Below are 22,316 nucleotides of genomic sequence, written 5' to 3' on the forward strand. Positions count from 1 at the left end.
ACAGCTATCATGACAGAGCGGATTGTCAGTTTCGTGATGAGCGGCGGCGTGGGCTCGCGGCTGTGGCCGCTGTCGCGCGAGGACAATCCCAAGCAGTTCCACGATCTTGCGGGCGACGGCTCGATGCTGGTCAAGACGCTGCGCCGGCTGAAGGCGCGGCCGGATGGCGAAACGCCGGTCTTCCTCATCGCTTCCGAGCGCCACGCCGGGCGCGTGCAGGACGACGTTGCCGCGATCGACCTGGCCGGCGGCCTGGCGCTGTTCGAGCCGGTGGGGCGCAACACCGCCGCGGCGGTGGCGATCGCAACGCTGCAGACACTTTCGGCCTATGGCGACGGCATCGTGCTGGTCGTTCCTTCCGATCATCAGATCTCCACCGAACAGCAGTTCTGGCAGACCATTGAGCAGGGCGTGCCCGCCGCGCGCGCCGGCCGGCTGGTGGTGTTCGGCATCAAGCCGAACCAGCCGGAGACCGGCTATGGCTACATCGAGGTTTCCGGAAACGGGGCGGACGTCAGCGACGTGTCGCGCTTCGTCGAGAAGCCGGATCTCGAAACCGCCGAGGCCTATCTGAAGGCCGGAAACTTCTTCTGGAACACCGGCATCTTCCTGTTTCGTGCCGGCGCAATGCGCGATGAATTCGCAAGGCATCAGCCGCAGATCTGGGAGGCCGCCGAGCGGGCGTTCAAGGCATCGAACAGCGATCTCTCCGGTCTCTACATGCCGCTCGAGCTCTATGAAGCCATACCGTCGATCTCGATCGACTATGCGATCATGGAACAGGCGGGCGACATCGCCATGGTGCCGGCGACCTTCCGCTGGAACGACCTCGGTTCGTGGCAATCGCTGCTCGATGTCAGCCCGACGGACGCGCAAGGAAACGTCACCGTCGGCGACGTGGTCGCCATGGATTGCGAGAACTCCTACCTGCGCAGCGAGGGAAGGCTGCTTTCGGCGATCGGCCTGAAGGACATCGCCATCGTCGCGACGATGGACGCCACCTTCGTTGCGCCCGTCAGCCACAGCCAGGATGTGAAGAAGATCGTCGAACAGCTTGAAAAGAGCGGCCGGCTTGAGACGAAGTTCACGCCCTCGCATGACCGCGTGCTGCTAAGCGGGGCCTGGCGCAAGCGCGTGCAGCACTGGCTGTTCGAGGAGACGTTGCCGCTGTGGTCGACGGCCGGCGTGGATGAGCGCCTGGGCGGCTTCCACGAGGCGCTGGGGTTCGACGGCAAGCCGCTGGTGAAGCCCAAGCGCATGCGTACCATGGCCCGCCAGGTCTATGCGTTTGCGGTCGCCAAGCTGCGCGGGTGGGACGGCCCTGCCGATGCGCTGATCGCGCACGGGCTCGCCTTCATGTCCGGCAATGGGCGCACGGAGCGCGGCGGCTGGGTGCGGACGATGAATATCGACGGCGGCGTGGCCGACGCCACCGAGGACGCCTACGACCATTCCTGCGTGCTGCTGGCGCTGGCCTACGCGCATATGTGCGGCAACCCGGACGCATTGCGACTTGGCGAGGAAACTTTTGCCTTCCTCGATGCCCATCTCGAAGACGAGCGGCTGACCGGCTTTCTGGAGACATCGGCGGGCGAAGGGCTGCGCCGCTCCAACCCCCATATGCATCTGCTGGAAGCCTTCCTCGCCTGGCATACGGCTACGGGAGACCGCGGCCATCTACGCCGCGCGGCGCGGATCGTCGACCTGTTCCGCAGCCACTTCTTCGATCCGGAAAGCTGGACGCTCGGGGAGTTTTTCAACGACGAATGGCTGCCGGCCGCTGGCGAGAAGGGCGCCTGGACGGAGCCCGGCCATCATTTCGAGTGGGCGTCGCTGCTGGTCGATTTCGCGGCCAAGAGCGGCCAGAAGAACCTGACTGCCTATGCGCGCAAGCTCTATGCCTCGGCGATCGCCAATGGCCTGAACCGGGCGACGGGGCTGGCCTATGGCGCTGTCTCGCGCCAGGGCATGCCGCTCGACCGGGTGTCGCGCAGCTGGCCGCAGACCGAGGCGATCAAGGCGGCAATAGCGCTCGACGGTGCGGACGGTCCCGACCTCAAGCCCGAGATCGAGGCGCGAGTGGGGCGCCTGTTCCGCTGGCACATCGATCCGGCGCCGCTCGGCCTGTGGATCGACAGGATCGACGAACGCGGCCGCTCGCTGGCGAGCGAGGTGCCGGCCTCGATCTTCTACCATCTCGTCTGCGCCCTGATGCAGTATCTCGACAGCACCGACGGGCACTGAAAGAAAGGGCCGGCGAGTGCACCGGCCTTGAAGCCTCCAGACAGAACAGTGGCTTGCGGCGCGGAAGCGATTCAATTCGCGAGCCGCGTCTTGGCCCGTGTCAGCCCTCAATAGGGGCTGGCGACGTCGCCGGTCTCCACATAGATCGACTTGACCTGGGAATAGTGGCCGAGCGCAGCCAGCGCGTTTTCCCGCCCGATGCCGGACTGCTTGTAGCCGCCGAAGGGGATTTCCACCGGCGCCAGATTGTAGGTGTTGATCCAGCAGCTGCCCGCCTGCAGTTCGGAAATGACGCGGTGGGCGCGCGGCAGGTCGCGTGTGAAGACCCCGGCCGAGAGGCCGAACTCGGTGGCATTGGCGCGGGCCACGACTTCGTCTTCTTCCTCGAAGGTCAGCACGCTCATCACCGGGCCGAAGATCTCTTCGCGGGCGATGCGCATGTCATCCTTCACGTTGGTGAAGATCGTGGGCTCGACGAAGAAGCCGCCTTCAAAGCCCTGAAGCGACGGCACGCCGCCGCCGTGGTGCAGGGTTGCGCCCTCGGCCTTGCCGATGCCCACATAGCCGGTGACCTTTTCGTGCTGGGCCTTGTTGATGAGCGGGCCCATCTGGGTTTCGGGGTCCAGCGGATCGCCGATGCGGATGGCCTTGGTGCGCTGGGTGAGCCGGTCGAGGAAGCGGTCGTAGATGCCCTTCTGCACGAAGACGCGGGTGCCGTTGGAACAGACCTGGCCGGTGGAGTAGAAATTGCCCAGCATGGCGCCACCGACGGCGTTCTCGACGTCGGCGTCGTCGAAGATGACCAGCGGCGACTTGCCGCCGAGTTCCATCGTGGCGTGCTTCATCAGCGAGCCGGCAAGCGACAGAACCTTCTTGCCGGTGGGCACCGAGCCTGTGAGCGAGACCTTGGCCACGGCCTCGTGCGAGGCGAGGGCGCCGCCGACGTCGCCGTAGCCCTGGACGACGTTGAACAGGCCGTCGGGCAGGCCGGCCTCACTGTAGATCTCGGCCAGAGCAAGCGCCGAAAGCGGGGTGTTTTCGGACGGCTTGAATATCATGGCGTTGCCCATGGCGAGCGCCGGCGCGGACTTCCAGCCCGCGCCCTGGATCGGATAGTTCCAGGCGCCGATGCCGACGCAGATGCCGAGAGCTTCGCGCCGCGTGTAGGCGAAGGAGCCGCCGAGGTCGACATAGTCGCCATTGTAGCTGCCGACGGCGCCGCCGAAGAATTCGAGCGCGTCGGCGGCCGAGGCCGGATCGGCCACCAGCGTTTCCTGGATCGCCTTGCCGGTGTCCAGCGTCTCGATGCGGGCGATCTCTTCATTGCGGGCGCGCAAGATGTCGGCGGCGCGGCGCAGGATGCGGCCGCGCTCGACCGGCTTCAGCCGCGCCCATGCGGGCTGGGCCTCGCGTGCCGCCTCGATCGCCTGCTCGACGATTTTGGACGTCGCCGAATGCAGCGTGGCGATGGTCTCGCCGGTCGCGGGATAGATGACCGGGAGAGGCGCGCCGCTGTCGTCTTCCACGAAGCGGCCGTTGATGTAGTGCGAGGCTTTGGGTTGAGCGCGCATTGTCGACTCCGGAATTTCTTTCAAGGTGTTGCCTGCACTAGCCTAGCGGTCCGAGACCTGCCAGCGCGGATTGATCCAGGGTTCCTGGTTGGAGGGGGCGAGCGGCTGGCGACCGAGAATGTGGTCGGCGGCCTTCTCGCCGGTCATGATGGACGGCGCGTTGAGATTGCCGTTGGTGATGCGCGGGAAGATCGAGGAATCCGCCACGCGCAACCCCTCCACGCCGATGACCCGGCAGTGCGGGTCCACGACCGCCATCGGATCGTCGGCGCGGCCCATGCGGCAGGTGCCACAGGGGTGCAGCGCGCTTTCGGCATGGTCGCGGATGAATTCGTCGAGCTCGGCGTCGGTCTGCACATGGCCGCCCGGCGAAATCTCCTTGCCGCGATAGGGAGCGAAGGCCTGCTGGCCGAAGATCTCGCGGGTGAGGCGGATGCAGCGGCGGAAGTCGGTCCAGTCGTCGGGATGCGACATATAGTTGAACAGGATCCTCGGCCGGTCCGCCGGGTCGGGCGAGCGCAGCGTCACCGCCCCGCGCGACTTGGAGCGCATCGGTCCGACATGGGCCTGGAAGCCGTGGGATTTGGCCGCCGACTTGCCGTCATAGCGCACGGCGGCGGGGATGAAGTGGTACTGGATGTCGGGATAGTCGACGCCGGCGGCCGAACGTATGAAGGCAGCAGCCTCGAAATGGTTGGTGGCGCCGAGGCCGCTCTTGAACAGCATCCACTGTGCACCGATCAACGCCTTCGAGAAGGGATTGAGAACGGAGTTCAGCGTGATCGGCTGGGTCGATTCCTGCTGGATGTAGAGTTCGAGATGGTCCTGCAGGTTGGCGCCGACTCCGGGACGATCGGCGACGACGGCGATGCCATGGTCCTTCAGGTGCTGCGCGGGGCCGATGCCCGACAGCATCAGGATCTTGGGCGAGTTGATCGAGGATGCGGCGAGGATCACCTCACGCCGCACCTTGACGACCTGAATCTTCTTGCGAGCTTCGATCTCGACGCCGATGGCGCGTTGATTCTCGATGACGACCTTTCGGGCGAAGCCTTTGACAACGCGCACGTTTGGCCGCTTCAGGGCAGGCCGAAGATAGGCGTTGGCGGTCGACCAGCGGCGGCCGCCGCGGATGGTCTGCTCCATCGGCCCAAAGCCTTCTTGCTTTGAGCCGTTGTAGTCGTCGGTCAGCTCGAAGCCGGCCTGCTTGCCGGCCTCGATGAAGGCGGCATAGAGCGGGTTCTTGCGCCTGCCGCGCTGAACGTGCAGCGGGCCGCCTCTGCCGCGCCAGCCGTCCTCGCCACCCTGGCTGTCTTCCATGCGCTTGAAGTAGGGGAGGACATCGGCATAGGCCCAGCCGGTGGCGCCCTGTTCGGACCAATGGTCGAAATCGCGCGCGTGGCCGCGCACATAGACCATGCCGTTGATGGAGGAGGAGCCGCCCAGCACCTTGCCACGCGGGGTGGCCAGAACGCGCCCGCCCAGATGCGGCTCGGGCTCGGTGGAAAAGCCCCAGTCGTAGAGCGGCATGTTGAGCGGAATGGAAAGCGCCGACGGCATCTGGATGAGCGGGCCGACATCCGAGCCGCCATATTCGATGACGATGACCGAATGCTTGCCGTCTTCCGACAAGCGGTAGGCCATGGCCGCGCCGGCCGAGCCAGAACCAACGATGACGAAATCTGCTTCAAGCATCGGCAATGTGCCTCATGTAATCATTCAGTGAAACGTTTCCGCCGGTGGCGATGACCAGAACGGTCTTGCCGGCGAGGTCGAGGCCGCCTTCCAAAAGGGCGGCCAGGGTGGATGCGCCCGAAGGTTCGAGCACGAGTTTCAGGCGCTCGAAGGCTACCTTCATGGCGCGGCGCACCGAAGCGTCGCTGACCGCAAGGCCGCGCACCTTGGCGGCGGTGACGGCGGCAAAGGGGGCCTCGCCGGGCTTGCGCGCCATCAGCCCATCGCAGATGGAGGGCGCGACGAGTGGCACGGTTTCGATTGCGCCCTTGGCGAGCGACGCGCCCATGCCATTGAAACCTTCGGGTTCGACGGCAATGACCTGCGTCTCAGGCGAGAGGTAGTGGAAGGCGAGCGCCACGCCGCCGATCAGCCCGCCGCCGCCCACCGCGCAGAGCACGATGTCGGCCTTGATGCCCTTGGCGGCCAGCTGGTCGATTGCTTCCAGGCCGGTGCCGGCCTGGCCCGCGACGATCTCCGTATCGTCGAACGGGTGCAGCAGGGCCAGCCCTTCTTCCTTGGCGATTTCGCGGGCACGCTCGGAAGCGACTTCTTCGCGGGCACGCGTGCCATGGTCGGTCAGCACCACGCGTGCGCCATAGCTGGCCGTCGCGTCACGCTTGGCGGCGGGCGCGTCGATCGGCATGACGATGGTGACGGGAATGTCGAGCGCCTGGCCGGCGGCGGCGAGCCCTTGCGCGAAATTGCCCGACGAATAGGCGACCACGCCACGCGCCATTTCACTGGGCGAAAGCTGCTTCAGGCGCCAATAGGCGCCGCGCACCTTGAAGGAGCCGGCCCATTGCAGCGACTCGGGCTTCACGAAGACACGGGCAGCACCCGACATCGCCGCCAGCGGGCGCGATTTCAGGAGCGGCGTCAGCTGCGTCACTTGCGAGGTGACAGCATAGGCGCGCTTCAGGTGGTCGAGGGTGGGGACGATAGGCGTGGTCATCATTCACCTCGCGGAAAGCGTTTCTGTTCTTCGAGTACGTTGAGGTCCATGTGGTTGCGCATGTAGCGCTCGGAGGCCTGTCTGAGCGGCTGGAAATCCCAGGGGTAGTAGGAGCCGTTGCGCAGCGCCGGATAGACCACCCAGCGACGGGCCTGGCTCTGGCGCACGGCAGCATCGAAGGCGGCTAGATCCCAGCGCGTGCGGATCTTCTGCATGAACTCGTTGACCAGCGCGGCATTGGCCGGGTCGGCGGCGAGGTTGATGCGCTCCAGAGGATCCGATTCCAGATCAAAGAGTTGCGGCGGGTCGGTCTCGCAGTGGACGAACTTGTATCTGCCCTCGCGGATCGCCACGAGCGGCGCGTAGGAGCCCTCGGCGGCGTATTCCATGAGCACCGGCGCGGTGCGCGGCTGGCCATCCATCAGAGGCTTCAGCGACTGGCCGTCCGTCCAGGGCATGATGTCGGCGATGTCGATGCCGGCGAGGTCGCAGAGGGTGGGGCAGATGTCGAGGTTGGAGGTCGGCGCCTCGATCAGGCCGGGGTTGATGCCCCTGCCGGCGACCATCAGCGGCACGCGCGCCGAGCCCTCGAAGAAATTCATCTTGAACCACAGGCCGCGCTCGCCCAGCATGTCGCCGTGGTCGGAGCAGAACAGGATGATCGTATCGTCGAGCGTGCGGGTGCGCTCGAGCACCGAGACCAACTCGCCCACCTTGTCGTCCAGATAGGAGATGTTGGCGAAATAGCCGCGGCGCGAGCGGCGCACCTGCTCGGGCGTGATGTCGAAGCTGTCGTAGTCGCTGGCGAGGTAGAGCCGCTGGGAATGCGGATCCTGCTTGTCCTTCGGGATGAAGCCGACCTCCGGCTCCAGTGCCGGGCAGTCCTCGTAGAGGTCCCAGTATTTGCGGCGGGCGACATAGGGGTCGTGCGGATGAGTGAAGGAGACGGTCAGGCACCAGGGTCGGCGCTGCGGGTCTTCCGAAGCGCGGGCGTGTTCGTAAATCTTCTGCCCGGCGAGGAAGGCGACTTCGTCGTCATATTCCATCTGGTTGCTGATCTCGGCGACGCCCGCGCCAGTAACGGAGCCGAGATTATGATACCACCAGTCGATGCGTTCGCCGGGCTTGCGGTAGTCCGGCGTCCAGCCGAAGTCGGCCGGGTAGATGTCGGTGGTCAGGCGCTCCTCGAAGCCGTGTAACTGGTCGGGGCCGACGAAGTGCATCTTACCAGAAAGGGCGGTGTGATAGCCGGCGGCGCGCAGGTGATGCGCGAAGGTCGGGATCGAGGATACGAACTCGGCAGCGTTGTCGTAGACCCCGGTGCGCGAAGGCAACTGCCCGCTCATGAAGGAGGCACGGCCCGGCGCGCAGAGCGGCGAGGCGGTATAGTTATTGCGGAAGCGGGCCGAGCGGGCGGCGAGCGCCTTGAGGTTGGGCGCATGCAGGAAGTCGGCCGGGCCGTCGGGGAACAGCGTCCCGTTCAACTGGTCGACCATGATGATCAATATGTTCGGGCGCCTGCTCATTTGTCCGCCTTCTGCCGGAGAAGCTTCGTTTCGAGATAGTCTTCGATCACCGCGACCGCGCTTGCCGCGTTGGGCGCGCCGTCCTTGAGAGCGTGGCGGATGTAGAAACCGTCGATCAGGGCCGCGATGGCTTCAGCCACGTGGTCGGCCTCGCTGCGGGGCATGAGGACGCAAAGGCCGCTCATCAGGTTCGAATGCAGCCGGCGCGCATAGACGCGCAGCAGGCGCCGCACGGCGGTCGACTTCTGCGCCTCCACATAGAAGGCGAGCCAAGCGGCGATGGTGCCGGCCTGGAACTGCTTGTCGGAGAAGTTCACCTCGATGACGGCGAGCACGCGCTCGTGCGGGCCCGCCGTCGCACGCAGAGCGGCGCGAAGATCCGCGCCGAGCTCCGAGAGCAGATAGCGCATGGTTGCCTGCAGAAGCTCGTCCTTGGCGCCGAAATAGTGATGCGCGAGCGCGGACGACACGCCGGCGCGTCCGGCGATCTCCGACATGGTGACGTCGAGAGAGCCGCGTTCGCCGATCGCGGAGATCGTCGCGTCGATCAGCGCCTTGCGGCGCAGTGGTTCCATTCCGACTTTGGGCACTTCAACTCCTCCAGACGGGACATTATTTTTAATTGACTGGTCAATCAATAAAAATCCCGACATCGCGTTCCGCCGTTGCGACGCTCCCTGCCGGGAAGGAACTGCGCCGCATGGTGGAACGGCGATTCAGGGCATTGGATTCGCGCCCCGAATGTCGCAACATGCGGCTTGCTGATGGAGACACCCATGACTGCTTGCATTGTCGGATGGGCGCATTCGCGCTTCGGCAAGCTGGAAGGCGAAACGCTGGAAAGCCTGATCACCAAAGTCGCGGCGGAAGCGCTGGAACACGCCGGCCTCGGGCCCGACGACGTGGACGAGATCGTGCTTGGCCATTTCAACGCCGGCTTCTCCGCGCAGGACTTTACTGCAGGCCTTGTGCTGCAGACGGACGACCGGCTGCGCTTCAAGCCAGCCACACGCGTGGAAAACGCGTGCGCGACCGGCTCGGCGGCCGTGCGGCAGGGCATCCGTGCCATCGATGCCAGGGCAGCACGTGTCGTGCTGGTGGTGGGCGCCGAACAGATGACGACGACGCCTGCGGCTGAAATCGGCCGCAACCTGCTCCGCGCTTCCTATCTGCCAGAAGACGGCGACGCGCCGGCCGGCTTTGCCGGCGTCTTCGGCAAGATCGCGCAGGCCTATTTCCAGCGCTATGGCGACCAGTCGGATGCGCTGGCGATGATCGCCGCCAAGAACCACAAGAACGGCGTCGACAACCCTTACGCCCAGATGCGCAAGGATTTTGGCTTCGAATTCTGCCGCACCGAGAGCGAGAAGAATCCTTATGTAGCCGGACCGCTCAAGCGCACCGACTGCTCGCTGGTGTCGGACGGCGCGGCGGCGCTGGTGCTGATGGACAGCTCGGACGCGCTGGCGATGCGCCGCGCGGTGGCCTTCCGCGCCAACGAGCATGTGCAGGACTTTCTGCCGATGTCCAAGCGCGATATCCTGCTGTTCGAGGGGTGCGAGCAAGCATGGGCGCGCGCGCTGAAGAAGGCGGGGGTGGCGCTGGACGACCTGTCTTTCGTTGAGACGCATGACTGCTTCACCATCGCCGAACTGATCGAATATGAGGCGATGGGTCTGGCCAAGCGCGGCGAGGGCGCAAAGCTGGCGCTGGAAGGCTACACCGCCAAGGACGGCAAGCTGCCGGTCAATCCTTCGGGCGGGCTGAAGGCCAAGGGCCATCCGATCGGCGCCACAGGCGTGTCGATGCATGTGCTGACTTCCATGCAGCTGACGGGTGAGGCCGGCGGCATTCAGGTGCCCGGCGCGAGGCTCGGCGGCATCTTCAACATGGGCGGCGCGGCCGTCGCAAACTACGTCTCGATCCTGGATCGCATCAGATGAAGCAGTCGGCGGTCGTTACCGGAGGAGCATCGGGTATCGGCATGGCGATTGCACGCCGGCTTCTGGACGACGGCTGGCCCGTCGCGATCATCGACGTGGACGAACAGGCGCTGATGGCGGCGGAGGAGGAGTTCGCGGACGACAACGCCATCTTCCTGCAGGCTGACGTGACCGACGAGGACGAGATGGAAACGGCCTTCGACGAGATCGTGGATCGGCTCGGGCTGATCGGAGGGCTGGTCAATGCGGCGGGGATTTCGCGCGAGGCTGCGGCAGAGGATACCAGCGCCGAATTGCTGCGTGAGTTGCTGGACGTCAATCTGGTTGGCACCTTCATCGCCTCCAAGGCCGCGTTGGAGCGCATGGGAGAGGGGCTGTCCGTCGTCAACGTCGCTTCGGTTTCGGGGATGCGCGCCAATCGCGGCCATCTCGCCTATGGCGCCTCCAAAGCAGGCGTGAAGCTGATGTCGGAGGTGCTGGCGCTGGAACTGGGCAATCGCGGCGTACGGGTCAATTGCGTCGCGCCCGGGCCGACCGAGACAGGGGAGTCGACCGCAGCGCGGCGGCTGTGGGTCGGCCGCGTGCCGCAGGCGCGCTATGGCGAGCCGGAGGAGATTGCGGCGGCGGTCGCGTTCCTGCTGTCGCCGGAGGCCAGCTTCGTCAATGGCCACACCCTCGCCGTCGATGGTGGTTTCCTGGCGGCGGGCGTGACGGCCGAAGTCTAGGTTTGCCTCCGTCGAGGCGGAGTTCGGGGGGATCGCGATGGGACTGAATGGTATCGTCATAGCTGCTTTCTGCCTCTTCGGCTCGGTGTCCGGCGCCCTGGCCGCCCAGACCGCCGGAGAGCTTGCCGCGGCCTTTTGCCAGACGCGGGTTGCGGATGACGAGGCGGGCGTCCGCGACCTGCTGACGCCGTCGCTGCGCGATGCGGTCACGGAGGCGGAACGCCGCAACGACGCCATTGCCAAGGCCGTTCCAGACGAAAAGCCGCCTTTCGGCGACGGCATTCCCTATCAGTCCTATCCCGACGTTGCGCCGGTGTGCGAGCCGGGAGCAGTCACCGACGCGGACGGCCGGACCCTGGTGGAAGTGAGCTACAAGTTTCCCCACTCGCCGGAGGCCGACTGGACCGATCGCCTTGCCGTGCTCTCCGCGCCCGAAGGCTGGCTGGTCGACGATATCCTCTACGAAAGGACCGCCGGCGAGACCGAGGAAGTGACATTGCGGACGGTTCTGGAAAGCGCGTTCAATGAGTAGGGCGGCCAGGAACTGCCGAAGTGACGATAGCGGCGGCCATGGCCAGGCTTATCGCACATGCAGCCTGCGCCGCCGCAGGCGTTTTGGCCTAACTCGGAATGCGCGAGCATCCGAAGGAACAATACGCGGAAGACTTGTAGGAATATCGGCCTGCGCATAAGCTAAATACATGAGCAGAGCTTTTACCCGCGAAGAAGACAGCGAGAAAGCGATCGCCGACATTGGCGAACGGCCGGTCAGCGAGCATCGCAATCTCGTGACCGAAAAGGGCCTCGCGATGATCGAGGCCAATCTCGCCGCACTGCGCGAGGAGTTTGCCGCAGCCGAACGTGAGGGCAATCGCGAGCGCCTTGCGCTCGTTTCACGCGACCTGCGATACTGGTCGTCGCGGCGCGAGACGGCGGAGCTGTCGGTTCCCGGGCCGGACAGCGACGTGGTGCGCTTCGGCATGACGGTGACGATCGAGAACGAGGACGGCCAGCGCAAGAGCTGGAAGATCGTGGGAGAGGACGAGGCCGATCCCTCGCACGGCATGATTTCGCATGTCTCGCCCATGGCGCTGGCGCTTTTCGGCAAGGGCATCGGCGAGGCCGCCACGGTCAGCGGCAAGGAGTGGGAGATCGTCGAGCTGAAGGCGGGCTAAGCGCAAACGGAACACTCGTCGCGCCGATCTACAAGCAATCCGCCTAGCTCGGCTGGAGCAGTCTCTCCAAAAGCCGTTCCGCCGCCTCGGGGATGACCGTGCCGGGCGGGAAGATTTCCGACGCTCCTGACCCCAGCACGGCATCGTAATCCTGCGGCGGGATGACGCCGCCGGCGACGATCACGATGTCCTCGCGGCCGAGCCGTTTCAGTGCGTCGCGCAGCTCGGGAATGAGTGTCAGATGCCCGGCCGCCAGCGACGATGCCCCGACGATATGGACATCGTTGTCGACCGCCAGTTTGGCGATCTCCTCCGGCGTCTGGAACATGGCGCCGACTGTGACGTCGAAGCCGAGATCGGCAAAGGCGGTGGCGATCACTTTCTGGCCGCGGTCGTGCCCGTCCTGACCCATCTTGGCGACGAGGATGCGCGGCTTGGCACCGTGCTTCTTTTCGAAGGCATCGACCAACTGCTGGACCCGGTCGGCGGCGGCGTTTTCGCCCATCTCGGCGCGGTAGACGCCGGAAATAGTCTGGACGGTCGCGACGTGGCGGCCGAATGCCTTTTCGAGCGCGAGCGAGATTTCGCCGACGGTCGCCTTGGCGCGCGCGGCGCGGATCGCGAATTCGAGCAGGTTTTCGTTGCCCCTTGCGGCTTTGGTCAGCGCGTCGAGCGCGCCTTCGACGGCGGCCACGTCGCGCGTGCCCTTGAGTTGCTGCAGCTTGGCAAGCTGGCGCGCGCGCACCTCGGCATTGTCGACCTTGAGCACGTCGACCTCGATGTCCTGCTCCGGCCGGAAGACGTTGACGCCGACCACCGCCCGTTCGCCGGAATCGATCCGGGCCTGCGTGCGGGCCGCGGCTTCCTCGATGCGCAGCTTGGGTATGCCCTTTTCGGTGGCGGCCGCCATGCCGCCCAGATTTTCCACCTCCTCGATGTGGGAAAGGGCGCGGGCGGCGAGGTCATGCGTCAGCCGCTCGACATAGGTCGAGCCGCCCCAGGGATCGATGATGCGGGCCGTTCCTGACTCTTTCTGGAGCATCAACTGCGTGTTGCGGGCAATCCGCGCCGAATGGTCGGTGGGCAGCGCGAGCGCCTCGTCGAAGGAATTGGTGTGCAGCGACTGGGTATGGCCCTGCGTCGCCGCCATCGCCTCGATCATGGTGCGCATGATGTTGTTGTAGGGGTCCTGCGCCGTCAGTGACCAGCCCGAGGTCTGGCTGTGGGTGCGCAGCGACAGCGAGCGCTGGTCCTTCGGCTCAAAATTCTTCTGCATCAGGCTCGCCCAGAGCAGACGGGCGGCGCGCATCTTGGCGACTTCCATGAAGAAGTTCATGCCGATCGCCCAGAAGAACGACAGGCGCGGCGCGAACTTGTCGATGTCGAGGCCGGCCGCCACGCCGGCGCGCGCATATTCGATGCCGTCGGCGATGGTGTAGGCGAGTTCCAGGTCCGCCGTCGCTCCCGCTTCCTGCATGTGATAGCCGGAAATGGAGATCGAGTTGAACTTCGGCATATGGTGCGAAGTGTAGGAGAAGATGTCGGAGATGATCCGCATCGACGGCTTTGGTGGGTAGATGTAGGTGTTGCGCACCGTGAACTCTTTCAGAATGTCGTTCTGAATGGTTCCTGCGAGATGTTTCTGCGAAACGCCCTGTTCTTCCGCCGCCACGATGTAGAGCGCCAGGATCGGTAGCACGGCACCGTTCATGGTCATCGACACGGTCATCTTGTCGAGCGGTATGCCGTCAAAAAGCTGGCGCATGTCGAGGATGGAATCGATTGCCACGCCGGCCATGCCGACGTCGCCCGCCACGCGCGGATGATCGCTGTCATAGCCGCGGTGGGTGGCCAGATCGAAGGCGACCGAAAGGCCCTTCTGGCCGGCGGCGAGATTGCGGCGGTAGAAGGCGTTGGATTCCTCTGCCGTGGAGAAACCGGCATATTGCCGGATCGTCCAGGGCTGCTGGACATACATGGTCGGGTAGGGACCGCGGATATAGGGCGCGATGCCGGGATAGCTGTCGAGATAGGGCAGGTCGGCCAGATCGTGCGGGCCGTAGCGGTGTTTTACGGCGATGCCTTCCGGCGTGTGCCATATCTCGGCCTTTGCGCTCGTCTCATCCGAGCGCGGATCTGTCCAATCGAGCTTGGAGAAATCGGGGATCATTCGGTGGCTCCGATCAGCTCGTCTAGGCGCGCCGCCGGCAACGGCTCGCAGAAAACGGTGCCGTCCGTCGGCGCCGGGCGGCGGTCGGCACTGAGGGTCTTTACTTCAGGCTCGGCGGCCAGCGGGTAGATGGTGGTGCCGATCAACGTCCGCTTGCCGTCCCGGTACTCCGCCGCACGGCGGTCGCGCGCCCCGTGCACGCGTCGCTGGATGTGTCCCTCGGCCAGGCTGCGCAGCACGCCGCCTTCCGTCTCGATCTTCTGGAATTCGCGCCACGCTGCTTCGCAAAGCTCCGCCGTCAGCGCCTCTACGCCGCCTGAGCCGGATGCGGGATCGGCAACGAAGCCGAGATGGCTTTCCCTGGCCATGATGAGCTGGGTATTGCGGGCAACGCGCCGCGCGAAGGCGTCAGGCAGGCCGTGGGCTATGGTGTGCGGGAGGATGGAGATCGAATCCGCCCCGCCGGTGGCGGCGGCGAAGCCCGCAAGCGTGGTGCGCAGGATGTTGGTCTCAGGATCCTTGAGCGTCATCATCCGATAAGAGGTCTCGGCGTGGATCGTGGCGGGCGAGGGGGCGATGGAACAGCTCTGCTGGACGCGCGCCCAGAGTTTTCGCAACGCCCTGATTTTGGCCATGGAAAGAAACTGGTCCTGGTCGACGCTGAGCGAGAAGCCGATATGCGGGGCAGCGTAGACCAGCGCCTGCCGGGCTTCCTCGAACAGTCGCAGATGCGCGACGGCTGAAGCCAGCATAACGCCGAGTTCCTGCGCCTCCGTGGCGCCGGCATTGTGCAGCACGCGGCCATCGGCCTCCAGGAGCATGCCCGGAACGCCGAGCGCAAAGAAATGCGCCAGCGATTGCGGCATGGACGCCTGCAGGGCCTCGATGGACATGCGCAGCCGCCCGGTGCCGGCGAAGATGGCGGCCGGGTCGATGCCGAAGGAGAGGTTGAGTCTGGACGGGTCGACGCGGCGCTTGGTCAGGATCGCCACCAGCCAGTCGGCCATGGCGCGGCTCGACGGATGCACGTCGATGCGCAGATAGGTCCGGTTGAGCGCAACGCCTTCGAGCACTGCTTCCAGCACCTCGGCGGAAGCCGGCAGGCCGTAGCCATAGGCGTTGGGGGCGCCTTCGAACACGAGCGCAAGGCCGGTCGCTCCCTGTTCTATTTCTTCCAGCGCTTGTGCGTTGGCACGCGCGGGATCGGTGTCGTCGATTCGCTGGGCCATGATCCACGGCGATTCGAGGTTATGCCTGGCAAGGAACTCGGGGGCCGCTGCCCGCTCGTAGAGCGGCTCGATGCGGATGCCGTCATCGGTATGCGAGACCAGCGTCTCTTCGAAGGAGGCGCCCGCCAGCGCCTTTTGCGCCAGGGCGAGCCACTGCTCGCGATTGCTCGCCGGAAACTCGACGTCGCTGAAGACGGCTCGTGTGTCCATTCTCGTCCCTCTCGACCTGACCGCATCCAGGCTGGCTAACTCTACGGCTACAGTGCTACCGCCGCAATGCAACACAGGTTCGGTACGGCGACAATCCTGCGACGAGGTCTGCCGCACGCATGTGAGGACAGGTCATTCTTCCGATTGGCGTTGTGACGTGGCACCTGCGTTACTATACCTTGAAGCAGCCGTGGGGCGCAGCCGCCCCGGCAAGCCGATCGGCGTATTTTCGCAGACGAGAGGAAATATGGTCCAGGAAGACAGCATTTTCATCGGCGCCAGTCGCAAGCCCGACGACACTTACCAAAGGCCGGAAGAGCTGCTGCTGAAATACGGCAACCGCCACGGCCTGATCACTGGGGCGACCGGCACGGGCAAGACTGTGACCCTCCAGGTGCTGGCTGAAGCATTTTCGAATGCCGGAGTGCCGGTGTTCTGCGCCGATATCAAGGGCGACCTGTCGGGTATCGCTGCGCCGGGCGAGGCCAAGGATTTTTTGCTGAAGCGTGCGGAGGCGGTGAAGCTCGACCCTTACGAGCTCCGAGAGACCCCGGCGATCTTCTGGGACCTCTTCGGGGAGCAGGGCCACCCGATCCGGGCCACGATCAGCGAGATGGGCCCGCTGCTGCTGTCGCGGCTGATGAACCTCAGCGACGCGCAGGAAGGTGTCCTCAACATCGCCTTCCGCATCGCCGACGAGGAAGGCCTTCTGCTGCTCGACCTGAAGGACCTGCAGTCGATGCTGGCCCACATGGCCACGCGTTCCGCAGAGCTTTCGGGGCGATATGGTAACGTCAGCAAAGCCTCGGTGGGCGCGATCCAGCGCTCTTTGCTGGTGCTGGAGCAGCAGGGCGGAGCCAATTTCTTCGGCGAGCCGGCGCTGCGAATCGCCGACATCATGCGCACAGCGCGCGACGGTCGCGGCGCGGTCAACGTGCTCGCCGCCGAAAAGCTGATGACCAATCCCCGGCTCTATTCGACCTTCCTGCTGTGGCTCATGTCCGAGCTTTTCGAGCAGCTTCCGGAGATCGGCGACCCGGAGCGGCCGCGCCTCGTCTTCTTCTTTGACGAAGCGCATCTGCTTTTCAACGAAGCGCCGAAGGCGCTGCTCGAACGTGTCGAGCAGGTGGTACGCCTGATCCGCTCCAAGGGCGTCGGCGTGTATTTCGTCACGCAGAACCCGCTAGACGTGCCCGAGACGGTTCTGGCGCAACTGGGCAATCGCATCCAGCATGCGCTGCGCGCCTATACGCCTCGCGAAACCAATGCGGTGAAGACCGCCGCCGACACGTTCCGGCCCAATCCGGATTTCAATACCTTCCAGGCCATAACCAATCTCGGCACGGGCGAGGCGCTTGTGTCCACGCTGGAAGAGAAGGGCATCCCTTCGATGGTGCAGCGGACGCTCATCCGGCCACCGTCTTCGCGGATCGGTCCGCTGACGCCGGAGGAGCGGCGGCGCGTGATGAATGCAAGCCCCGTCGCAGGTCAGTACGACCAGATGATCGACCGCGAATCGGCTTTCGAGATATTGCAGAAGCGGGCCGGCCAAGGCGGGCAGCAGGGTGAGGTGGAGAAGAACGGGGGCTGGACGTTGCCCGACTTCGGCAACGGCCCGAGCGGGGGGCGTTCCGGTCAGCCACGCCCGTCCAACCGTCAGACAGTGACGGAAGCGGCGGTCAAGTCGGTAGTGCGCTCGGTGGGCTCGAGCCTCGGGCGCGAGCTGGTGCGCGGCATTCTCGGCATATTGCGGAAATAGGAAGGGAGCGGGCCGGCACCGCGATCGTATCGTGGAGCCGGCAGACTGTTCGCTTTCGAAAAGGACGAGGAGGCGTGGCTCAGGCCACGCCGCCGACGCTTCCCGTCACCAGGATCGGCGTCTTGTTGGGGACGCGATCGAAGAGGTCGATGATGTCCTGGTTCATCAGGCGCACGCAGCCCGACGAGACAGACTTGCCGATGGAGAACCATTCCGGCGAGCCGTGCAGACGATACAGCGTGTCCTGGCCGTCCTTGAAGATGTAGAGGGCGCGCGCGCCGAGCGGGTTCGTGAGGCCCGGCTGCATGCCGCCGTTGCGGGCGCTGTATTTGGCAAGCTCCGGCTGACGGCCGATCATTTCGTCCGGAGGCGTCCAGGTCGGCCACTTGCGCTTCCACTGGATGACGGCGCGGCCCGACCATTCGAAACCGGCGCGACCAAGGCCCACGCCGTAGCGGATCGCCTCGCCGCCCTCGCGCACGAGGTAGAGGAAGTGGTTCGTCGTATCGACCACGATCGTGCCGGGACGCTCGCCGGTCGGGTCCTGCACGATCTGGCGCAGGAAGCGCTTGTCCATTTTCTTGATCGGAATGGCGGGCAGCTCATAGCCCTCATCGATCGTGGGGCCGTAGATGGTGGCATAGTCGCCGAATGCGGGGTCGACGCTTATCTGCGGGGTCATCGACGGACCGCCGTCGACGTAGTTCGATCGCGATACCGTGCTGCAGGCGGAGACGGCAAAGGAGGCGGCTCCAACGGCCGCTACGCCGAGAAATCCGCGACGGTTGATGCGGGGGGAGAAAAGCGAATCAGTCATGAATGCCCTTTTTGGTCTTGATGCCGCGGGGGATACCCGCGGACATCGCAAAAATCCGTGAACGCTTGAGGGCGCCACTGGTTTCACTCCCCCCCTCTAATTGGGCGCGATTAGAGGAATTTGAATCCGGCGATGGCGTGAAGAAAGGAAGGCAAAGGTGTGACCCTAGGCCGAATGTGGTAATTCGGCCACTCACCCTAAGGCCGGTTGTCGGGCAAAAGCCCCTCCAGAGAAGGCAGGATCAGACCCGGCTGAAGGTCGAGATATTCGTCCGGCTGGTTGGTCCGGTTGATCCAGACTGTGCGAAAGCCGAAGCGGGTTGCGCCGGCCACATCCCAGCGGTTGGACGACTGGAAGGAGATTGCATCCGGATAGAGCCGCCAGCCGGTGCTGACCATCTCGTAGACGGATGGATGGGCCTTGAATTTGCGCACCGCGTCGACCGAGAAGACGTCGTCCAGGACCTGGTCGAGGGCCGCCGACCGGACTGCCGCCTCCAGCATTGCCGGCGAGCCGTTCGACAGGATGGCGATGCGGGCGCCTTCGGCCTTGAGGGCCTTCAGCACCGCCGGCACTTCGGGATAGCAATCGAGCTGCCAGTAGGCGTCGAGCAGGTCCTGCCGCAGGCTGCGGTCGGCGGACGGAACCTTGCGGAAGGCGAAATCCAGCGCCTGTTCGGTCAACTGCCAGAAGTCGAGATAGGCTCCCATGAGCGAGCGCACCCAGGAGTATTCGAGCTGCTTTGCCCGCCATATCTCCGACAGGAGCTGACCGTCGGGGCCGATCGCGCCGGCATGGCGGCGCACTGCCGCATGCACATCAAACAAAGTGCCATAGGCATCGAAGACATAGGCTGGGTGGCGCATCGATCCTCTCGCTCAACCTGTTTGCCACAAGCACAACGAATCTCACCCTATTGCGCCGAACCGCTGGCATCAAACGTTTCCGCAGTGCGTGGTTGACGGAGGCGGCCAAAGCGTCTTCCATGGTGGCTAACGCAGAGGAAGACGAGATACCCATGTCACTTTCAGCGGCAGCGCAGACGAAGACCTGGACCTATGTCGACGGCGATTGGTACGAGGGCAACGTCGCCCTTCTCGGCCCGCGCAGCCATGCCATGTGGCTGGGAACGAGCGTCTTCGACGGCGCACGCTGGTTCGAGGGCGTCGCGCCGGATCTCGACCTGCATTCGGCCCGCGTTAACGCCTCGGCGATCTCGCTGGGGCTGAAGCCCACGACGAGCGCAGAAGAGATCATCGGGCTCACCTGGAAAGGCCTGAAAAAATTCGATGGCAAGACCGCGGTCTACGTCCGCCCTATGTATTGGGCCGAGCATGGCGGCTACATGGGCGTGCCCGCCGATCCCGCCTCGACGCGGTTCTGCCTGTGCCTTTATGAAGCGCCGATGCTGCCGCCTTCCGGCTTTTCGGTGACGTTGTCGCCTTTCCGCCGCCCGACGATCGAAACCATGCCCACCAACGCCAAGGCGGGTTGCCTCTATCCGAACAACGCTCGCGCGATTCTCGAGGCCAAGATGCGCGGCTTCGACAACGCGCTGGTGCTCGACATGCTGGGCAATGTCGCAGAGACGGGCTCGTCGAACATATTCCTGGTCAAGGACGGCCACGTCTTCACGCCGGCCGCGAACGGGACCTTCCTGGCCGGCATTACCCGTTCGCGAACCATTTCGCTGCTTGCCGACTACGGCTTCCAAACCACCGAAAAAGCTCTGATGGTGCGTGATTTCCTGGAAGCTGACGAAATCTTCTCGACCGGCAACCATTCCAAGGTCGTGCCGGTGACCAAGATCGAGGATCGCGTCATGCAGCCGGGCCCGGTGGCCAAGAAGGCGCGGGAGCTGTATTGGGACTGGGCGCATTCGACGCCCGTCAGTTGAGCCCCCGCAGCTTTTTGCAGGAAACACGCTGCCACTTTTCGCGATGATGATCTAGAAGGGGTCGAACATCGAACACGGGGTTGTTCGGAAACGATTTCACCTTATGTCTGTGCGGTAAAATCCAAGCCGATAGACAAGCACCATAATTGCCAACGAGGGAGTATGACCAATGGCTTTTGAACTGCCCGCTTTGCCCTATGACTACGAGGCCCTGCAGCCCTTCATGTCCAAGGAGACGCTCGAGTACCACCACGACAAGCACCACAAGGCTTATGTCGACAACGGTAACAAGCTTGCCGCCGAAGCCGGCATGGAAAACTTGTCGCTGGAGGAAGTCGTCAAGCAGTCGTTCGGCAAGAATGCCGGCCTCTTCAACAACGCTGCCCAGCACTACAACCACGTCCACTTCTGGAAGTGGATGAAGAAGGGCGGCGGCGGCAACAAGCTGCCGGCAGCGCTGCAGAAGGCGTTCGACAGCGACCTGGGCGGCTACGACAAGTTCAAGGCCGATTTCATCAATGCCGGCGTCACGCAGTTCGGCTCGGGCTGGGCCTGGGTTTCGGTGAAGAACGGCAAGCTCGAAATCTCCAAGACCCCGAACGGCGAGAACCCGCTGGTGCACGGCGCGACCCCGATCCTCGGCGTCGACGTGTGGGAGCACTCCTACTACATCGACTATCGCAACCTGCGCCCGAAGTATCTCGAGGCCTTCGTCGACAACCTGATCAACTGGGACCATGTCCTCGAACTTTACGAAAAGGCCTGAGCCCTTTCGTTGCGGAAAACCCCGGCCTGGCCGGGGTTTTTCTTTTTGGGCAGCCGCACTTGGCCTGCGCGGATAACGAAAGCGTGAAGAGCATGTCAGAACGTTTTCGTTCAATTTGCCGGTGGGGTTTCCACACAGCCAAATCACCCGGAGGACATCGATGAGAAAGCTCGTACTCGCCGTTTCCATGCTCGCATTCGCCAGCTCGGCGGTAATGGCCGACCCGATTGCCCAGCGCCAGGCGATCATGAAGGCGAACGGCAAGGCGCTCAAAAGCATCGCCGCGATCGCCAAGGGCGAGAAGCCCTTCGACGCCGAGTTCGTGCTGGCCGCACTGAAGACGCTGAACGAAGAAGCGCAGCAGATCGATGTCGCGGCGCTGTTCCCGCAAGGAAGCGAAACGGGTGGCGATACGACAGCTTCGCCGAAGATCTGGAAAGACATGCCCGGCTTCCAGAAGGCGGTCGACAAGTTCAAGGCTGACACCGCTGCCGCGGTGGCCGCGGCGCCGGCGGATGTGGGTGCCTTGAAGGCCGAATTCGGCAAGGTCTCGCAGAATTGCGGCTCCTGCCACGAGAGCTTCCGCCTCAAGAAGGGCTGACACCGGCCGATGGGGATCGTTGCAAGACTGGCTTCCGGTGCGGTCGCGCTGTGCGCGGTCGGCGGTGCCACGTTCTGGTTCCTGACCGCGCCGGTCCGGCTCGAACCGGAGGAGCTTGCTGGGCTGGGGACGGGAGATGCCGCCAAAGGCGAGCGCATTTTCTGGGCAGGGGGATGCGCTTCCTGCCACGCCCGGCCGAATGCCGAGGGCGACGCCAAGCTGGAACTCGCTGGAGGGCTCGAACTGAAGACGCCGTTCGGCACCTTCGTCGCTCCGAACATCTCCCAAGACGAAAACGACGGCATCGGCGCCTGGTCGGCCGAGGACTTCGCCAACGCGGTGATCCGGGGCGTTTCGCCGTCCGGGCAGCATCTCTATCCGGCCTTTCCCTACACCTCCTATGCACGCATGAAGCCGGCCGATGTGGCCGACCTCTACGTCTTCATGAAGACGCTGCCGGCGGTTTCGGGCAAGACGCCCGACCATTCGCTGAGCTTTCCGTTCAACATCCGGCGCGGCGTGGGCCTCTGGAAGCGGCTTTATCTGACGACCGAACCTGTGGTGACGCTTGATGAAGCGGCGCCCGAGCCGGCCATGCTCGGCCGCTATCTGGTCGAAGGACCGGGACATTGCGGCGAATGCCACACGCCGCGCGAATTCAGCGGTGCGGCAAGAGCAAGCCAGTGGCTGGCCGGCGCCACTGCCGCCGAAGGCGATGGCATCGTACCCAACATCACTTCGGGCGAGGGCGGTATCGGCGGGTGGTCGGAGGACGACATCGCCAATTATCTGGAGACTGGCTTTACGCCCGACTATGATTCGGTCGGCGGCTCGATGGTCGAGGTGCAGAAGAATATGGCCAGGCTGACGGCGGAAGATCGCGCGGCGATCGCCGCCTATCTGAAGGCGGTACCGCCGCACCCCAACGGCTTTCCACCGCGGAAGACGCAACAAGCGGTGACCGAATAGGGAGGCGGCGCGCACCCGGCCAGAG

At 64.6% G+C, this 22,316-nt stretch carries 19 protein-coding genes; 10 read left to right on the top strand and 9 right to left on the bottom strand.

Translation table 11 applies throughout. The features are described 5' to 3' along the window. The first annotated feature begins 9 nt into the window (after positions 1-9). On the top strand, positions 10-2,244 hold the full coding sequence (locus tag ABLE85_RS02530; RefSeq protein ID WP_348791099.1) for a mannose-1-phosphate guanylyltransferase/mannose-6-phosphate isomerase: 2,235 nt from the start codon (positions 10-12) through the stop codon (positions 2,242-2,244). Between the two features lie 107 nt (positions 2,245-2,351). Here the strand turns inward: ABLE85_RS02530 and betB are convergent, their stop codons facing one another. The 5 genes from betB to betI are packed head-to-tail and all read right to left on the bottom strand — an operon-like array spanning position 2,352 to position 8,620. Next, a complete protein-coding gene (betB, locus tag ABLE85_RS02535; protein ID WP_348791100.1) occupies positions 2,352-3,815 on the bottom strand; it encodes a betaine-aldehyde dehydrogenase in 1,464 nt (487 codons plus the stop codon). 42 nt (positions 3,816-3,857) lie between these two features. Next, positions 3,858-5,510 carry a choline dehydrogenase gene (betA, locus tag ABLE85_RS02540; RefSeq protein WP_348791101.1) on the bottom strand — a complete coding sequence of 551 codons (1,653 nt, stop codon included), beginning with the start codon at positions 5,508-5,510 and terminating at the stop codon, positions 3,858-3,860. Then, positions 5,503-6,504, bottom strand: a complete 1,002-nt coding sequence (locus ABLE85_RS02545; protein WP_348791102.1) for a threonine/serine dehydratase — start codon at positions 6,502-6,504, stop codon at positions 5,503-5,505. The genes betA and ABLE85_RS02545 overlap by 8 nt, the downstream gene beginning before the upstream one ends. Continuing rightward, the gene (gene betC / locus ABLE85_RS02550; protein WP_348791103.1) at positions 6,504-8,030 is read right to left on the bottom strand and encodes a choline-sulfatase; all 1,527 of its coding nucleotides are present in this window, start codon (positions 8,028-8,030) and stop codon (positions 6,504-6,506) included. Before betC ends, ABLE85_RS02545 begins: the two co-directional genes overlap by 1 nt. Then, positions 8,027-8,620, bottom strand: a complete 594-nt coding sequence (betI, locus tag ABLE85_RS02555; RefSeq protein WP_348791104.1) for a transcriptional regulator BetI — start codon at positions 8,618-8,620, stop codon at positions 8,027-8,029. Before betI ends, betC begins: the two co-directional genes overlap by 4 nt. A 186-nt stretch (positions 8,621-8,806) precedes the next feature. Between betI and ABLE85_RS02560 the strand changes: the two genes are divergently transcribed. From ABLE85_RS02560 to greA, 4 genes are all read left to right on the top strand, one after another. Beyond that, positions 8,807-9,973, top strand: coding sequence for an acetyl-CoA acetyltransferase (locus ABLE85_RS02560; protein WP_348791105.1), 1,167 nt, complete (start codon positions 8,807-8,809; stop codon positions 9,971-9,973). Then, positions 9,970-10,698 carry an SDR family NAD(P)-dependent oxidoreductase gene (locus ABLE85_RS02565; protein ID WP_348791106.1) on the top strand — a complete coding sequence of 243 codons (729 nt, stop codon included), beginning with the start codon at positions 9,970-9,972 and terminating at the stop codon, positions 10,696-10,698. Before ABLE85_RS02560 ends, ABLE85_RS02565 begins: the two co-directional genes overlap by 4 nt. 37 nt (positions 10,699-10,735) lie before the next feature. Then, positions 10,736-11,230, top strand: coding sequence for a hypothetical protein (locus ABLE85_RS02570; RefSeq protein ID WP_348791107.1), 495 nt, complete (start codon positions 10,736-10,738; stop codon positions 11,228-11,230). 169 nt (positions 11,231-11,399) lie between these two features. Next, a complete protein-coding gene (gene greA / locus ABLE85_RS02575) occupies positions 11,400-11,873 on the top strand; it encodes a transcription elongation factor GreA (RefSeq protein ID WP_348791108.1) in 474 nt (157 codons plus the stop codon). 43 nt (positions 11,874-11,916) lie between these two features. Here the strand turns inward: greA and scpA are convergent, their stop codons facing one another. Continuing rightward, positions 11,917-14,043 carry a methylmalonyl-CoA mutase gene (gene scpA, locus ABLE85_RS02580; RefSeq protein ID WP_348791109.1) on the bottom strand — a complete coding sequence of 709 codons (2,127 nt, stop codon included), beginning with the start codon at positions 14,041-14,043 and terminating at the stop codon, positions 11,917-11,919. Next, positions 14,040-15,482, bottom strand: coding sequence for a methylmalonyl-CoA mutase subunit beta (locus tag ABLE85_RS02585; protein ID WP_348791110.1), 1,443 nt, complete (start codon positions 15,480-15,482; stop codon positions 14,040-14,042). Before ABLE85_RS02585 ends, scpA begins: the two co-directional genes overlap by 4 nt. Before the next feature lie 247 nt (positions 15,483-15,729). Here ABLE85_RS02585 and ABLE85_RS02590 point away from each other — a divergent pair, with 247 nt between their 5' ends. After that, positions 15,730-17,241, top strand: coding sequence for a helicase HerA-like C-terminal domain-containing protein (locus ABLE85_RS02590; RefSeq protein ID WP_348791111.1), 1,512 nt, complete (start codon positions 15,730-15,732; stop codon positions 17,239-17,241). Positions 17,242-17,320: 79 nt separating this feature from the next. Here ABLE85_RS02590 and ABLE85_RS02595 read toward each other — a convergent pair whose 3' ends face one another. Continuing rightward, on the bottom strand, positions 17,321-18,058 hold the full coding sequence (locus ABLE85_RS02595; protein ID WP_348791112.1) for a L,D-transpeptidase: 738 nt from the start codon (positions 18,056-18,058) through the stop codon (positions 17,321-17,323). Positions 18,059-18,255: 197 nt separating this feature from the next. Then, positions 18,256-18,924 carry a haloacid dehalogenase type II gene (locus tag ABLE85_RS02600; RefSeq protein ID WP_348791113.1) on the bottom strand — a complete coding sequence of 223 codons (669 nt, stop codon included), beginning with the start codon at positions 18,922-18,924 and terminating at the stop codon, positions 18,256-18,258. 152 nt (positions 18,925-19,076) lie between these two features. Here ABLE85_RS02600 and ABLE85_RS02605 point away from each other — a divergent pair, with 152 nt between their 5' ends. The 4 genes from ABLE85_RS02605 to ABLE85_RS02620 all read left to right on the top strand — a co-directional run bounded on the left by ABLE85_RS02605 (position 19,077) and on the right by ABLE85_RS02620 (position 22,291). Then, the gene (locus ABLE85_RS02605; RefSeq protein ID WP_348791114.1) at positions 19,077-19,955 is read left to right on the top strand and encodes a branched-chain amino acid aminotransferase; all 879 of its coding nucleotides are present in this window, start codon (positions 19,077-19,079) and stop codon (positions 19,953-19,955) included. Positions 19,956-20,124: 169 nt separating this feature from the next. Beyond that, complete coding sequence (locus ABLE85_RS02610; protein ID WP_348791115.1) at positions 20,125-20,721, top strand: superoxide dismutase; 597 nt, start codon at positions 20,125-20,127, stop codon at positions 20,719-20,721. Between the two features lie 160 nt (positions 20,722-20,881). Continuing rightward, positions 20,882-21,322 (top strand): cytochrome c, encoded by a 441-nt coding sequence (locus ABLE85_RS02615; protein WP_348791116.1) that lies wholly within the window; start codon positions 20,882-20,884, stop codon positions 21,320-21,322. A gap of 9 nt (positions 21,323-21,331) precedes the next feature. Continuing rightward, positions 21,332-22,291 (top strand): cytochrome c, encoded by a 960-nt coding sequence (locus tag ABLE85_RS02620; RefSeq protein ID WP_348791117.1) that lies wholly within the window; start codon positions 21,332-21,334, stop codon positions 22,289-22,291. Positions 22,292-22,316 lie beyond the last annotated feature (25 nt).

It is taken from the genome of Mesorhizobium sp. KR1-2 (genome assembly GCF_040045035.1).
In the GTDB taxonomy this organism is placed as follows: Bacteria; Pseudomonadota; Alphaproteobacteria; order Rhizobiales; family Rhizobiaceae; genus Pseudaminobacter.